Annotated in this window: 11 protein-coding genes and 1 tRNA gene; 6 read left to right on the forward strand and 6 right to left on the reverse strand. The window is 66.1% G+C overall.

Annotated features, from left to right (window positions below):
- The first annotated feature begins 21 nt into the window (after window positions 1–21).
- Window positions 22–1,539: a serine hydrolase gene (locus KF785_14725; protein ID MBX3148017.1), complete on the forward strand. Its 1,518-nt coding sequence runs from the start codon at window positions 22–24 to the stop codon at window positions 1,537–1,539.
- Here KF785_14725 and KF785_14730 read toward each other — a convergent pair.
- A complete protein-coding gene (locus KF785_14730; protein ID MBX3148018.1) occupies window positions 1,526–2,398 on the reverse strand; it encodes an MBL fold metallo-hydrolase in 873 nt (290 codons plus the stop codon). The genes KF785_14725 and KF785_14730 overlap by 14 nt on opposite strands.
- Window positions 2,395–3,219, reverse strand: a complete 825-nt coding sequence (locus KF785_14735; GenBank protein MBX3148019.1) for an NUDIX hydrolase — start codon at window positions 3,217–3,219, stop codon at window positions 2,395–2,397. Before KF785_14735 ends, KF785_14730 begins: the two co-directional genes overlap by 4 nt.
- A 200-nt stretch (window positions 3,220–3,419) precedes the next feature.
- Between KF785_14735 and KF785_14740 the strand changes: the two genes are divergently transcribed.
- Complete coding sequence (locus KF785_14740; GenBank protein MBX3148020.1) at window positions 3,420–3,650, forward strand: hypothetical protein; 231 nt, start codon at window positions 3,420–3,422, stop codon at window positions 3,648–3,650.
- Window positions 3,651–3,670: 20 nt separating this feature from the next.
- Here KF785_14740 and KF785_14745 read toward each other — a convergent pair whose 3' ends face one another.
- Window positions 3,671–5,545, reverse strand: coding sequence for an amidase (locus KF785_14745; GenBank protein MBX3148021.1), 1,875 nt, complete (start codon window positions 5,543–5,545; stop codon window positions 3,671–3,673).
- A 105-nt stretch (window positions 5,546–5,650) separates the two neighbouring features.
- A complete protein-coding gene (locus KF785_14750; GenBank protein MBX3148022.1) occupies window positions 5,651–6,901 on the reverse strand; it encodes a hypothetical protein in 1,251 nt (416 codons plus the stop codon).
- Window positions 6,902–6,959: 58 nt separating this feature from the next.
- Between KF785_14750 and KF785_14755 the strand changes: the two genes are divergently transcribed.
- Entirely contained in the window at window positions 6,960–8,981 is a 2,022-nt protein-coding gene (locus tag KF785_14755; GenBank protein MBX3148023.1) for an Ig-like domain-containing protein, read from the forward strand.
- 132 nt (window positions 8,982–9,113) lie between these two features.
- On the opposite strand, the gene KF785_14760 is transcribed toward KF785_14755, so the two are convergent.
- Window positions 9,114–10,631, reverse strand: coding sequence for a beta-lactamase family protein (locus KF785_14760; protein MBX3148024.1), 1,518 nt, complete (start codon window positions 10,629–10,631; stop codon window positions 9,114–9,116).
- Between the two features lie 382 nt (window positions 10,632–11,013).
- On the opposite strand from KF785_14760, the gene KF785_14765 reads away from it, so the two are divergent.
- The 3 genes from KF785_14765 to KF785_14775 all read left to right on the forward strand — a co-directional run bounded on the left by KF785_14765 (window position 11,014) and on the right by KF785_14775 (window position 12,783).
- The gene (locus tag KF785_14765) at window positions 11,014–11,487 is read left to right on the forward strand and encodes a hypothetical protein (protein ID MBX3148025.1); all 474 of its coding nucleotides are present in this window, start codon (window positions 11,014–11,016) and stop codon (window positions 11,485–11,487) included.
- A complete protein-coding gene (locus tag KF785_14770; protein ID MBX3148026.1) occupies window positions 11,487–12,707 on the forward strand; it encodes a TlpA family protein disulfide reductase in 1,221 nt (406 codons plus the stop codon). Before KF785_14765 ends, KF785_14770 begins: the two co-directional genes overlap by 1 nt.
- A gap of 5 nt (window positions 12,708–12,712) precedes the next feature.
- Window positions 12,713–12,783 (forward strand) — tRNA-Cys (locus KF785_14775).
- Window positions 12,784–12,860: 77 nt separating this feature from the next.
- On the opposite strand, the gene KF785_14780 is transcribed toward KF785_14775, so the two are convergent.
- Window positions 12,861–14,273 carry a Glu/Leu/Phe/Val dehydrogenase gene (locus tag KF785_14780; GenBank protein ID MBX3148027.1) on the reverse strand — a complete coding sequence of 471 codons (1,413 nt, stop codon included), beginning with the start codon at window positions 14,271–14,273 and terminating at the stop codon, window positions 12,861–12,863.
- Window positions 14,274–14,293 lie beyond the last annotated feature (20 nt).

Genomic DNA, 14,293 nt, shown 5'->3' on the forward strand with positions numbered 1-14,293 from the left:
CCACAATCTCGAGGTCATCAAATGCGACGACGCTTGTCACCGATCGCCTTCTGTCTGGCGCTCCTTCTCGCGCTGATTGCGCCGCTCTCGGCGCAAAGATCCGCCGCCCCCAACCTGGCCGGCTTCGACCAGTGGGTTACCTCTGTCATGGCTGAGTGGAAGGTGCCCGGCCTTGCGGTCGGTGCCGTTCAGGATGGCAAGGTCGTGTTCATCAAGGGGTACGGGCTTCGCGACGTCGAGGCCAGACTGCCCGTTACCCCGCAGACCGTGATGGCCATCGGCTCCAACTCCAAATCGTTCACCGCAGTGCTGATGGCCATGCTCGCGGACGAGAAGAAGCTCGACTGGGACACCCCGGTTCGAACCTATCTCCCCGACTTTCGGCTCTATGACGAGATTGCCACTCAGGAATTGACGCCGAAAGATCTCGTGACGCACCGCTCCGGGCTGCCGCGGCACGACAATCTCTGGTATGGCCGTCCGTTCACGCGGGAGCAACTCTTCCAGCGGCTTCGTTATCTCGAGCCGAGTGCGTCGATTCGGTCGCGGTATCAGTATCAGAATCTGATGTTCCTCGCCGCTGGCGTCCTGACGGAACGCCTGACGGGCCGGACCTGGGAACAGCAGCTGCAGGAGCGGATCTTCACGCCACTCGGTATGTCGCGCGCCAGTGCGTCGGCCAATGACATCGTCCGAGCCGGCGACTTTGCCTACCCGTACATGATCCGGGATGGCGCGGTGGTGCGGGTGCCGTATCGGAACATCGACGCCGTCGGTCCTGCCGGTTCGATCAACGCGAGCGTGGAGGACATGCTCAAGTACATCCAGTTCCGGATCGATCAGGGCACCAGCGGTGGCACCCGTCTGGTGTCGGAGGCGCAGGAGCGGCTGCTGCAGAGTCCGCACATGGTGTCAGGCGCCGGATTCAGCTACCCCGAGCTGGGGTTGGGCAACTACGGGCTTGGGGTTGGTGTCTCGACCTATCGCGGCCACAAGATCGTCAGCCACGGCGGCGGAATCGACGGCTTTATCTCGGCGATGTCGTGGCTGCCTGATCGTAAGATGGGCATCATGGTGGTGACCAACTTCTCGGGCGACAATCCTTTGCCGGTCATGGTGATGCGCACGCTGTACGACCGCTTGCTGGGCGCGCCGGCGGTCGACTGGGCGGCCCGCGAGCGGACCGAGTCGGCGCAGAATCAGGAGCGGCAGAAGCGGCAGCGCGAGGCCCGGATGGCGGAGCGCAAGATGGGGACCTCGCCGAGTCAGTCGTTGGCGGCGTATGCCGGAAGCTATGAACACGCCGGGTACGGGACGCTGGTCGTGACGGTGGATGGCGGCAAGCTGACCGCGACGCTGGATCCGCACCGGGTCTCGCTGGATCACTTCCACTACGATGTCTGGGAAATCAACGATCCAGGCAACATCGTGCCGTTCGGGGGGCGGTTGCAGTTCCTGACCAATGCCAAGGGCGAAATCGATCAGGTCGCCTTTCCGCTCGAGCCCAACGTGGCAGCTATCCGCTTTACCCGGAAGTAGCCCGTTCGTCGTCGTTGAGGCGCCGCCATCGTGCACCTCCCGATGGCGGCGCTTCTGTATTCGGTCGCGCCACCATGCCCGCTGACTCCAACGCCAGCAAGTGCGCCAGCAGCGACTGCGCGGCTGCCGGGTAGAGCACGGGGTCGATGTCCGTGTAGATCCGGCGGACCAGGCCCTCCAGCGTATCCGGCTGCTCTGCCAGCGCGTCGAGCGCCTGCCGTGTCCGCATCATCCGGTGCTCGCGAAGCGCCTGGAGCCTTCCGTACGGATCGACCACGGCTTCGCCGTGGGCGGGGTAGAGGGCCGCCAGATCCGGCAGGCGCAGCATCCGCTCCAGCGACGCGAGGTAGTCCGGCAGATTGCCTTCCGGTGGCATGATGATCGTGCTCGACCAGGCCATCACGGTGTCACCGGGGAAGAGGGCCCCTTCCGCAGGGTAGTGGAACGAAAGGTGGTCGGCGGTGTGCCCCGGCGTGTGGAGCACGTGGACCAGGGCATCTCCCAGGGGAATCGTGTCGCGATCCGCCAGGGTGCGATCGACCCGAAACCCGGCGTGGTGACCGAAGAACATCACCGGCGCCCCCAGTCGCTCGGCCAGTTGCGGAGCGAGCGGCCAGTGGTCGGGGTGTCCGTGACTCGGAACTACCGCGCGGACCGAGGCGTTGCCCACGGCCGCGATGATGCGGTCGGCGTGGCCGTCGTCGCGCGCTTCACCGGGGTCGAGAATCAGCAGGTCGGAGGTGCCGATCAGATGGGTATTGGTGCCCGGGCCGGTGAACGGTCCCGGGTTCTGCTGCGTGATGCGACGGATCGACGGCGCGAGGGTGACGGTCTCGCCATAGCGGATCGGCGGGGTCATGGCAGGAAAGCGCGGTCCCGTCCCTCGCGGTCGAGCAGGGAGATGTCGGGTTCACCCAGATCGTAATCCTCGTCGCCGGGCAGCACGAGCCGACCCTGGTACACCTTGGGCAGAATCGCCGGCAGCGGCAGCCGCTGACGACGTGCCCAGCTGACGGCCTCTGCAGCCGACGGGTGATCGGCAATGGCGCGAAGGTTGGCCATGGTTGGCAGAATGATCTGCCACTCGCGCTTCCGAGCCCGCTCGGTGGCCTCGTCCGGACGGACCCAGTCCGAATCGGTCAGCTCCCAGTCGTCGTGCGCGGCAACCTGATTGGCCGGCGCCTCGGCCGCGAAGAAACGCGTGTCGAAACGGCGCGGCTCGCCCATCGGGGTAATCCAGTGGGAGAGGTACGCCAGACGATCGAGGGCGAGGGTCAGGTCTTCCTGTTCGAGCAGCGCGCCGAAAGACAGGGTGCCTGCGTTCAGCCGATCACGGAGCGACCGGTAGTGGGCATCGGCCTCCGGCGCGCTGAAGTCGAGCAGGTTGCCCTGCCGGTCGTAGGCGAGCAGCACGCCAGCTTCTTCAAAACACTCGCGCACGGCCGCGACGTGGAACGCCAATCCTTGTCCGGCCACACCAAGCCGTTGATCGGCGGTGCGGGCATCGAGACCGCTGCAGCGACCCGGGTCGATCGCGTCGAGTACGTCGACCCGCCCGCCCGGAAACACGTACGCACCGCCGACGAACGCCGAGCTTGGATTGCGGCGGACCATGAAGACCTCGACGCCGACCGCTGCATCACGAAGCAGCAGAATCGTCGCGGCAGGGCGAATTGCCATTGTCAAACGCGCGGTCCTCCTCAGTGAACCTCGGTCACTGGAATGATACCCCGTCGGTCCGATGCCCGGAAACCGATCGATCGCTGGCTGGAGCGATCTCGCGGCATGTGTGCGAGCGAGCGATGGCGGTCGTCCGAGTTCTAAGGGCGGGCTCGTTTACCCTGCCGCCCGAACCATCGTCGAGAAGGAGGGACGTTGCGATGACCCGTCATACTCCAGGCGTACTTGAGTCGCTGGTCTCCCGCATTCGCCGCTGGTTCTCCGGACGTCCGGACAGCGGTGAGCCCGGGCCAACGACACCGTCGCAGGTCACGGCGCAGCCCGCCGATACGCCCCTGGGTCAGCCAGGACGGAATCAGGAAGACCGGCTCGACGAGGCGCTTCAGGAAACGATGCCCACCAGCGACCCGATTTCGGTGCGCATCGAGTAGACCTCCATTCCCGTGCGCTCCTAGCGAGCGGACAGCGTGGCTGCGGCCGTGCCCGAGGGTGCCTCCGTCGTGAAGAGCTCGATCGAGAGCTGACCCGCGTCGAGCGCCGACCGATTGACGCCGACCAGTGTCAGCACGCCTTCGCCGGTCAGCGTGCCGGGACGCACCAGCCGTTCGATGACCGGGCCCGGCGTACCGCCGCTGTTACGCCGGAGCACCACAGCGTTCACCTGGTCGGCCGGCACGCCAGTCACCCGGACCCGATAGCGCAGGTCTCCCGTGCTTGGCTCGAAGCTGAACTCCCCGACCGTGCGACCCGAACCGTTGCCGCCGCGAACCGTAAACCTCTGCGCGGCTGGCGCGCGTCCGCGGACCAGCGGGGGCGTATTGGGTGGCGGCCGTCGGCGCGGCCCGACCCGCTCAAAGGCGGCCGCAATGGCTACGAGTCGGACATCATCGTACGGGCGGCCGAGCATTTCGTAGGCAACCGGAAGCCCGTCCGCCGTGAAGCCGGCCGGCGCACTCAGGGCCGGCATCCCCGAGTTGGCACTGAGCTGACAGGTGCCCCCGAGTTGCGGATCGCCGACGAGGACGGGTCGTCGCTGCATGGTTGGATAGACCAGGGCGTCGAGCTTGAGGCTGTCGAGGACGGCCACGAGGCGCTCCCGCAGCACCGCGCGCCCAGCCAGCGTCTGACGATAGGGTTCGCTGTTCGGCGACGAAACGGTATCGGCGCGGCGGAAGCGGGCATCGAGCGCGTCATGGTAGAGACCGCGGTCGAGGATTTCGCTCAGGCTCGCAACCGGGGCGCCCGGCACGCGGCTCAGGTACTCTGCCAGGTCGAACTTGGTTTCGTAGTTGAGCACGCCGGAGGCTCGCAGCAGGCCATCGAGCTCCGGAATCGCGACCGGGACCAGCTCGGCGCCATGCTGCGCCATGGCCGCAGCCGCGGCGCGCACAGTGTCGCGGATATCGGCGTCGGCAGCTTCGATCAGGGCGGTCAGCATGCCGAGTCGCACGCCGCGCAAGCTGGCCGAGTCGACCGCCGCCAGGAAGCGGAACGGCGGGCGATTGGCGAGCGATGCCGTGGTCGGGTCGGCCGGGTCGTAGCCGACACTGACCTCGAGGGCAATCGCCAGGTCCGCAGCGGTGCGGGCCAGGGGGCCGGCAATATCCTGGGTGTGCGAGAGTGGCTGGACCCCCGATCGGCTGACCAGACCCTGCGTCGGCCGAAGCCCGAACAGGCTGTTGTAAGCCGCCGGGATCCGGATCGATCCGCAGGTATCGCTGCCCCAGCCGATGGCGGCAAAGCTCGCCGCAATGGCGACACCGGTTCCGCCGCTCGAGCCGCCGGGGCAGCGGCGCGGGTCGTACGGATTGCGGGTCTGGCCGCCCAGCGACGAGATCGAGGTGATCCCGGCGGCCAACTCGTGCATGTTGGTCTTGCCGAGAATGATGGCGCCGGCCTCACGGAGGCGTTGCACCACGAACGCGTCGGCCCCCGGCCGGAGCGTTGCGAGCGCCAGCGAGGACCCGCTGGTTGGCGCGTCGGCCGTGTCGAAGTTGTCTTTGAGAAGAATCGGAATGCCGTGCAGGGGTCCGCGCACCCGCCCGGCGCGTCGCTCGGCGTCGAGTCGGGCGGCGTCGGTGCGGGCGGAGGCGCTCTGACGAATCACGCTGTTGAGGCCGGGGCCGCCGACATCGTAGGCTGCGATCCGCGCCAGGTAGGCATCGACCAGGGCTACCGAGGTCACTGTGCCGGCCTGGAGAGCGGCTTGCAACTCGCGGGCGGAGCGCTCGGTCACGTCGAAGCTTGCCTGCGCAGCGAGGCAGGCGGGTCCAGTGGCGAGCAGCAAGGCTGCTCCGAGCCGACGACCGAACGGGGCGATGCGCATGCGAGAATACTCCAACCGAGGTGAAACAGAACGGCGGGCCACTCGTTGGGCCCGCCGTTCGCGACCAGAACCGGGTGCCGCGACGGTGCCGCGGTGCCGAGCAGGTTACTTGCCGGCGGCCGGCTCCATCTTCCAGAACGCGATGCCGCCCGCCTGCTGCCCGACGTCGACGGTAGCGACCTTCGCGAGCGCCTGCAGGTCGTAGATGTCGACCTTGCCAGGCTCGGCGCCTTTGCCCTCGTTGCTCACGAAGGCGTAGCGGGAGTCCGGGGTGATGACGACGCCATGGGTTACCGTCGTCGAACTGGTAAACTTGCCGACCTGCTTGCCGGTGGTGAGGTCGACGACTTCGACGCCGTTGCCCTGCTTGAGCGTGATCACCAGCAGCTTGCCGTCGGGCGAGGTGGCGAGGTTGTACGGCCCGCGACCGGCAGCAAAACGGCGGCTCACGGCCCACGCGCCGTGGTCGACTTCCAGAATCTCATCCGACTTGTTGCAGGCCACATAGATCCGGGCTCCATCCGCCGACGGCTGCGCCCAGGTGGGTGAGCAACTCTGCGGTTCCATCGCGTGGCGCATGCCGCGGTAGCCGACATCGGCGGGGTCGACTTCGGTGCCGGGTCGGGCCGGGGCATGCCCGCTGTGCATATGCGCAGCCATCGCGCCGCGATCGTCGACGGGCAGGGGACCTTCCTTCCCCTTGGCCACCGAGAACCGGCGGGAGACTGCAAACTTGCGGGTGTCGATCTCGACCAGCTGATCGTCCATCATGCAGCCCGAGTAATGAAAGCGGCCGCTCGGATCGATCCGGCTGCCGTGGGGCATGGTGCAGGTGATGATCCGGGTGACCTCGGTGTGAGTCGGCGTGTAGACCACCGAGAAGGTCGAGGGCACCATGTCGCCGTGCAAGTTGAAGTTCGCCGCCAGGGCGTAGAGTCCGTCCGGCGAGATGTCGATCGAGGCAGGGAAGTTGCCGAGCAATACGCCCGGACCGACCAGGGTGTCCGGACCAAGCTCGTAGCGCCAGTACTTGCCGTCAGGAAAACCATGACCGGTCGTCATGTGCAGGTACTTGCCGTCGCGCGAAATGGCCAGGCCGTGCGGGCCTTCCATCTCCGCGGCGAGCTCACCCACGGGTATGGTCTTTTCCACCGTGGCCCCGTCCGGCCCAAACCGGATCCGATGGATCAGGTCGGCCGACTCGGCGCCGACATAGGCCCAGTAGGTGGCCTTGGGCGGTGCCGGCTTGGCGGCCTGGGCCGCGAGCTCGGGTGCCTCGAAGGCGGCCAGCCCGGCCAGCACCCCGACCAGGGTCAACGAAAGGCTCGTCTTGCGCGTAGGGCTAATCGTCCGCATCGTTCCACCTTCCTCGCCAAACTTACGGATGTCCGTCACCCGTCGTGGAGTCATTCGCATGAAGCTAACTCGTATCGGCGCCATCCCAACAGCGTTACTGCTCCTCCCGCTGGTCGGGGCGCCCCTCCAGGCGCAGAGCCCGGCCGTCGCCAAGCTGGTGGCGGAGCCGACGGCCCTGCGGATTCAGGCCGGTGACTCGACCCGGATCCGGATCCGGGCCTATGACGCCCAGGGTCGCGAGATTGCCGACCCGGAGGTCCGGGTTTTCGGCACCCGCCGAGCGGTCGCCTACAGTGACGGTATGGTCCACGCCCTGGCGGCCGGAACTCATACTCTGACAGCGGCGGCCCAGGGCTCGGGCGGAAGTCCGATCATGCTGGAAATCCCGGTGACCGTGACTTGGCCACAGATCACTAAGCTGGAGATTGTGGCCGATCAGGGCAAGCTCTACACCGGGGTGACCCTGGCTCACCGGGCCCGGGGCCTTCACGCCGACGGCAGCGAGCGACCGGGACTGGCCCCGACCTGGCGCAGTTCCGACCCGTCGGTGGCCACGGTCGACCGGTTCGGCAACGTCCGCGGCGTCAAGCCGGGCACGGTGACGATCTCGGCACAGGATGCCGGGGCGTCGGCTACGCTGACGCACACGGTTGCTGCACATCCGGTCACGGCGCTGGAGATTTCGCTGCCCGACTCGACGCTCAGGACCGGCGACGTGATCCACCTCAAGGCCGTGGCTCGGGGTGCCGGAGGACGGGTCGTGACCGACGCTCCGGTCACCTGGAGCTACAGCTATGTGCCCGCCGACACCGTGGCGCCGTCGGGGCTTCCAGGTGGATCCGGCATCGTTCAGTTCGGACGCTTCGCGGCGAACCATCCGGGGCGGTACACCGTCATGGCGCGGTCCGGGACCGCCTTTGCCGAGAAGACGCTCGAGGTCGTCGAGCGGAGTGCCCGGCGCCCAATTCAGATCACTGCCCGTGGCAACATCAACCACGTGCACACCTCCGATCTCTGGCCCTGGGCAGGGAAGGACGGCCGCGACTATGCGCTGGTCGGGACCTGGGGCGGCGACGGCTATGCCTACGTCTTCGACATTACGGACCTCAATAACCTGGTCAAGACCGACTCGATCAAGATCGACGCCCGCACCATCAACGACGTCACGGTGTCACCCGACGGCCGCTACGGAGTGCTGGCGCGTGAAGGCGCGTCGAACCGGATCAACGGCGTCGTGATTCTCGATCTGGCCAATCCGCGGCACCCCAAGGTCGCGTCGACCTTCGAGCAGGAACTCACCGGCGGCGTGCACAACATGTTTGCCACCGATGACTACCTCTACGCCATCTCCGGCGGGGCCAAGTACGTCATCATCGACATGAGCGACATTTACAAGCCGAAGTATGTCAGCGAGTACCGCCACCCGAATGCCCGGATTCACGATCTCTGGGTCAAGGACGGCATTGCCTACTCGGCGCAGGGCGGGGCGGGGACGGTGGTTGTCGACGTTGGCAACGGGAAGTGGGGCGGCTCGCCCCAGAATCCGAAGCTGATTACGACCTACGCGGTCAACAGCGGTCACGAAATCTTCCCGTACTACCAGGAGTCGACCGGGCGGACCTACCTGTTCATCGGCGACGAAGAGATGAACCGGTCCAATCGGGTCTGGGCCGGCACCAACTATCGCAACGAGATGACCACACCGGGCGGCGTACCGCAGACGTCCGGCGGATACGTCCATATCGTCGACTTCACCGATCCGATGAAGCCGATGCCGGTGGGCCGTTATCACATCGAGGACTTCGGTGCGCACGACATCATCGTCAAGGACGACGTGCTCTACCAGGCCTACTATGAAGGTGGCGTGCGGGTCGTCGATGTCTCCGGCGAGCTGATGGGCAACCTGGTCGACCAGGGCCGTGAGATTGCCGTGTTCAAACCGTACGATCCGAAGGGCTTCACGCCCAATGCGTCGTTCGTGATGAACGCCATGCCGTGGAAAGGGCATGTGCTCTTCACGGACTTCAACACGGGTCTGTGGGCGGCGCGGGTCATGCCGAAGGAAACGCTGACGCCCTGATTCGCGTCGTTCGGTCTTTGTCGCCCGTCGAACCTGGATCCGGTTCGGCGGGCGACATTTTTTGGGGCGGTGATCCGGCGCTTCGAGTGGCAGGCGGATCTGCCGCCTGCCGACCGGATGCCGGATCAATCGCTATCGTTTGCGGAGCTCCAGATACGAAGCAACCGAGAAGAAGAGCGGATCGATGCCGGTCTGGGCGCTGGCCTGACCGCGTAGAACGCCATTGACGAGACGCAGGTCGAAGGCGACGGTATGGGACACCCAATCGACGTCGGGTGTCGGAATGGTGCCGGCAAAACGGCCGCTCAGGACGCCGTCACGGTAGCTTGGCATGTTGACCAGGGCGCGGAGCTGTTTGCGAAGCAAAGGGTCATCGCCTGGACGCATCGCCTCGCCGATCTGGGTCTGCATTTCGCCTGATGACCGGACTTCCAGCTCGAAGGGAAGGGTTCTGGTCCAGGTACGCAGCGTGCCGGTCCAGGTGCCGACCAGCTCGGCCGGTGGCGCGAATGCGGCTGGCGCGGGCGTCGGTCGGGGCCGGGCGCGCTCCGCTTTGAGCGAATCGGCGTAGCCGGGCAGGATGACGGCAGCCGCCTCGCTCAGGACGTCGCCGAACGGTGCGGCCGACGCGTTGGTCAGCACCACGATGACGGCGTTGGCTTCCGGATAGAGGTGGAGGATGGTGCTGACTCCAGGCATCCCGCCGCTGTGCTGAACCAGCCGGTGTCCGCGATCCTGACCGACGACCCATCCCAGGCTGTAGTGCGAACCAAAGGCCGGTGTCTCCGGGCGCTGCATCTCGTCGATTCGCGATGCAGGCAGAATGGCCCGCTGCTCGGCTAGCTTGTTCTTGAGGTGGAACATGCCGAAGCGCACCAGGTCGTGCGCGCTGGAGTAGACGGCCGACCCGCCCGGATGATCGAAGGTGTAGAACGGCACCGGTTTGCCTCTCCAGTACCGCTCGGCGACATAGGGCTCGAGTCCGGGGGCGATATCGATCGAAGTCCGGGTCAGTCCCAACGGCAGGAAGACTTCGTTCCGCATGAAATCGGCGTAGGTGCGGCCGGACACCCGGCTGATGATATCGTCCAGAATCCCGTAGCCAAGGTTCGAGTACTGGAAGGTCTCGCCAGGTGCGGAGACCAGGATGCCGTAGCGACCGACGGTTTCATCCATCGAAGGGCGGCGGCGGGTTGCCTCGTTGTCGTAAAAGAACTGGTAGTGAAGAGGCAGGCCCGAGGTGTGCGCCAGGATTCGTCGGACCGTGGCACCCGAGGCATCGCCGGCCAGACCGGTAATCTTACCGAAGCCGAGGTAGTCGTTGGCGGGCCGATCGAGATCCACCTGACCGCGGTCGACGAGAAGCATCAGGCCGGTGGCCGTGATCGGCTTGGAGATCGAGGCCAGCGAGAACATGGTGTGCTCGGTGGCCGGGATGAGTTTTTCTCGGTTGGCCCAACCGAAACCCTCCTCCCAGACGATCTTGCCGTCTTTGGCAACGGCAACCGCAACGGCGGCGACACCGCGCTCGACGACCAGGCGGTTGGCGGCTTCGCGCACGGGTTGCCAGCGATCGGGGCGCGGTGAACTTTGGGCGCCGATCAGGGTCGGCGTCAGGGCAAGGAGGATCAGGCCAAACGATCGTCGCATCGTCGCGGCTCACGGTGGAGATGTGGACTGGTGTTGCGGTTGGGATCCTGCAAGTTATCGTCATGCCCCGATCCGGCGCGAGGTGTGGGGACCCTCGAGCCACTTTACAATCTCGAGGTCTCCAGATTATCGTCCTCCCTCGACACTACTGATGTTCGGAGTTTGCTGATGCCGCTGGTCCGCGCCACTGTCGCCTGTTGTTGTCCCCTCGAATCCGGGTGGGGCGGCGCGCGGCTATAGCAGCATAGTCTATCGCGCCACGGCGGCGCGCAGTCAGATCGCTTCCGGCCCACCCTGTTCACGGGTGGGCCGTTTTCGTTGTGGCCTGCCCGAGACCTGACTTGTCAGTGGACGGTCGTACCTCGGCGTAAGGAAGGAACCAATGCAGGTCTCATTGAAGCTGGTTATCTGGTTGTCCGTGCTCGCGGTGTCGAGCGCTCAGGCGCAGGGCCCTGATCCGGTTCGCTGGTCGGTGGCAATCGTGCCGACGCGTGGGGGCACCCCGGACGTGGTCACCCTTGCGGTGACGGCGTCGATCGAACCTGGCTGGAAGGTGTATTCGCTGACCCAGACATCGGGCGGGCCCTATCCCCTGCGGATCGCGCCGGGCGGCGAGTCGGTCGTGCTGGCGGGCGCCGTCACGGGTCCGACGCCGATCGTTCAGGAAACATCGGCATTCGGTATTCCGGTCGAGGTCTATGGCGGCGAGCCCCGATTCGTGGTGCCAGTTCGGGTTGGCTCAGGAGGATCGAAGGCCGGGGCCGAACTGCGCGTCCGCTACCAGGCCTGCACCGAGACCACCTGCCTGCCGCCCCGGACCGCCACCCTCGTTGCGCAGCTGCCAGGAGCCCGGTGATGCTGGAACTGAGCAGTCTCGCGCGTGGGTGGGTTGCCATCGGGCTGCTGACTCTTGGCTCGGCAGGTCTCGCGGCGCAGGAGCCCAGCGGCCGCTGGACCGGCACGATCAGCTATGACTCGTTGCGCATCGACTTTCCGCTCGAATGGGCCGTCGAGTCGGGGCGCCAGCTGGTTCGGCTCTACAACGGCGACCTGCCGGTGACCTCGACGGCAGTGCATCGGCAGGGCGACTCCGTCGTGGTCGAGTTTGCCCACCTGGCCACGAGGTTCGAAGGCGTGCTCGAGGGCGGCGCCTTCCGGGGTCGCTATGGCAACGAGCGGCGCGGTTACCATCCGGTCGAGGCGGCGCCGACCCTCGAGGCGGCACGATTCGCAGCCGGGGCCCCTCGGATCGACGGAGAGTGGTACCTGCCGGTCGAAACCGCCAAGGGCGAGCGCGCCTGGCGTTTCGTGGTACGGCAGGACGGATCGCAGCTGTCCGCGACGATCCTCCGGGTGGACGGCGATGCCGGAGCTCTCACGGGCGGCTGGACGGGGTCCAGGTTCGTGCTCAGCCATTTCGCCGGAACCCGTCCGGCGCGGCTCGAGATCGATCCGCAGTCGGATGGCACGCTCCGGCTGACGCTTCATGCGCCGCGGGGAGCGCCCCGAAGCTTCGAGGCGATCCGACCCGAGCTGGCCCGTGCCCGGGGGCTCCCCGAGCCCGCCGACGTCGCGACGCACACCAGGGTTCGCGATCCGAAAGAGCCGTTCACCTTTGCGTTTCCCGATCTCGACGGTCGGCTGGTCACGGAGCGGGACGCCCGCTTTGTCGGCAAGGTCATCGTGGTGAATGTCACCGGCAGCTGGTGCCCCAACTGCCACGACGAGGCGCCCTTCCTGGCCGATCTCTACCGGCGCTATCGGGACCGGGGGCTCGAGGTCGTCGCCCTGGACTTCGAAGAAGCGGAGGAACTGGAGGATCTCAGCCGGCTGCGCGCGTTCGTCGCCAGGTATGGCATCGAGTACCCGTACCTCGTGGCGGGCGAGCCCGGCGAGGTCGCTGCCAAGCTGCCGCAGGCCGTCAACCTGAACACCTGGCCCGCCACCTTCTTCATCAACCGGGAAGGCCGGGTTCACGCGGTGCGAAGCGGCTTTGCCGCCAAAGCCAGCGGGTCGTATCACGACGCGCTGGTGCGGGAGTACATCGCCATCGTGGAGGGTCTGCTCGACCAGTAAGACTGGGCGCCGTGGCCAAGTGGTAAGGCAAGGGTCTGCAAAACCCTGATCACCGGTTCGATTCCGGTCGGCGCCTCTGGACTCCTCGAATGCAGGACGGCCCGAGCAACCATGGCTGGTTGCCCGGGCCGCGGCCGGCGATCCTCGTGCGGCTTAGGGGAAGAGGCCCAGTTCCTCGTAGCTGACGGCAATCTTGTCGATGGCGGACACGAACGCTGCGGTGCGGAGGTCCGTCGGGCCCTTGGGCCGGAGCAGGATGTCGCGAATCTGGTGGTAGGCTACGGCCATGGAGTCTTCCAGGCCCGAGTTGACCAGATCCTCTTCGCTTGCTCCGTGGGCAATCCGATCGAGCTCGGCCTGATCGATGGCACGTCCGGTCGACTGCTGGACCAGATTCAGGATGCCCAGGTTCGATTGCTCTTCGAAGCGCCGCTGCATGCGTCCGAAACGGACGTGCGAGAGGTTCTTGAGCCATTCGAAGTACGAGACGGTGACACCACCGGCATTGAGATAGAAGTCGGGAATGATGTAGACGCCCCGCGCTTTGAGGATGCCGTCTGCCTCCGCCGTGGTTGGTCCGTTGGCCGCCTCGCCGATGATCTTGGCTTTGATGCGCGGAGCGTTGTCCGCGGTAATCACATTCTCGAGAGCGGCAGGGATCAGGATATCGCAGTCGAGTTCGAGCGCAGCGATCGACTGTGGGATATCCTGAGCCCCCGGATAACCCAGGATCGACTTGTTGGTTTTCCGGTGCTGCATCACCCGGTCGAGGTCGAGACCCTTCGGGTTGCTGATTGCGCCTTCATACTCGGCCAGCCCAACCAGCACGGCGCCCTGCTCCTGGAGAAACTTGGCGGCGTAGTAGCCCACATTGCCGAGACCCTGGATCACGACCCGCTTCCCGGCCAGCCCGGGAGTCAAACCGAGCTTCTTCATGTCGTCGGCGACGTTGCAGGCTTCGCGCAGGCCGAACATCACCCCTCGACCGGTGGCTTCGGTGCGGCCCCGGATTCCACCCTGCGAAGCAGGCTTGGCGGTCACGCAGGCCATCGCATTCAAGTCATTGCTCAGGCTGCGGTAGGTGTCGGCAATCCAGGCCATTTCGCGCGAGCTGGTGCCGTAGTCGGGCGCCGGAACGTCCACGCCAGGTCCGATGAAGTTCTTGCGCCAGAGCTCGAAGGTGTAGCGCCGGGTTATCCGCTCGAGCTCCGCAGCCGAGTACTTGTGGCGAGCAATCCGGATGCCGCCCTTGGCGCCACCGAAGGGCACATCCAGCAGGGCGCACTTGAACGTCATCAGCGACGCGAGACCCATCACCTCGTCGGCCGTGACGGCCATCGAGTAGCGGATCCCGCCCTTGGTCGGCATCCGATGGTGGCTGTGTTCCGCGCGCCAGGCGTGAATCACCTCGATCGTGCCGTCGTCGCGACGAAGCGGGAAGGTCATCTGATAGACGGCATTGCATGCCTTGATGTGCGCCAGCAGGGTCGGGTCGTGCGGGGTCAGGGCCGCGGCCTGGTCGAACATGGCTTCGACCTGCGCGAGGAGACTGACTTCGGTCGTCATGACGGCTCCCGGATGTGAAG

The organism is Gemmatimonadales bacterium, assembly GCA_019637315.1.
Classification (GTDB): domain Bacteria; phylum Gemmatimonadota; class Gemmatimonadetes; order Gemmatimonadales; family GWC2-71-9; genus SHZU01.

Excerpts from the sequence above, each read along its gene's own strand:
- KF785_14725 (MBX3148017.1), top strand. The coding sequence starts at position 22 with ATGCGACGACGCTTGTCACCGATCGCCTTCTGTCTGGCGCTCCTTCTC.
- KF785_14730 (MBX3148018.1), bottom strand. The coding sequence starts at position 2,398 with ATGACCCCGCCGATCCGCTATGGCGAGACCGTCACCCTCGCGCCGTCG.
- KF785_14735 (MBX3148019.1), bottom strand. The coding sequence starts at position 3,219 with ATGGCAATTCGCCCTGCCGCGACGATTCTGCTGCTTCGTGATGCAGCG.
- KF785_14740 (MBX3148020.1), top strand. The coding sequence starts at position 3,420 with ATGACCCGTCATACTCCAGGCGTACTTGAGTCGCTGGTCTCCCGCATT.
- KF785_14745 (MBX3148021.1), bottom strand. The coding sequence starts at position 5,545 with ATGCGCATCGCCCCGTTCGGTCGTCGGCTCGGAGCAGCCTTGCTGCTC.
- KF785_14750 (MBX3148022.1), bottom strand. The coding sequence starts at position 6,901 with ATGCGGACGATTAGCCCTACGCGCAAGACGAGCCTTTCGTTGACCCTG.
- KF785_14755 (MBX3148023.1), top strand. The coding sequence starts at position 6,960 with ATGAAGCTAACTCGTATCGGCGCCATCCCAACAGCGTTACTGCTCCTC.
- KF785_14760 (MBX3148024.1), bottom strand. The coding sequence starts at position 10,631 with ATGCGACGATCGTTTGGCCTGATCCTCCTTGCCCTGACGCCGACCCTG.
- KF785_14765 (MBX3148025.1), top strand. The coding sequence starts at position 11,014 with ATGCAGGTCTCATTGAAGCTGGTTATCTGGTTGTCCGTGCTCGCGGTG.
- KF785_14770 (MBX3148026.1), top strand. The coding sequence starts at position 11,487 with ATGCTGGAACTGAGCAGTCTCGCGCGTGGGTGGGTTGCCATCGGGCTG.
- KF785_14780 (MBX3148027.1), bottom strand. The coding sequence starts at position 14,273 with ATGACGACCGAAGTCAGTCTCCTCGCGCAGGTCGAAGCCATGTTCGAC.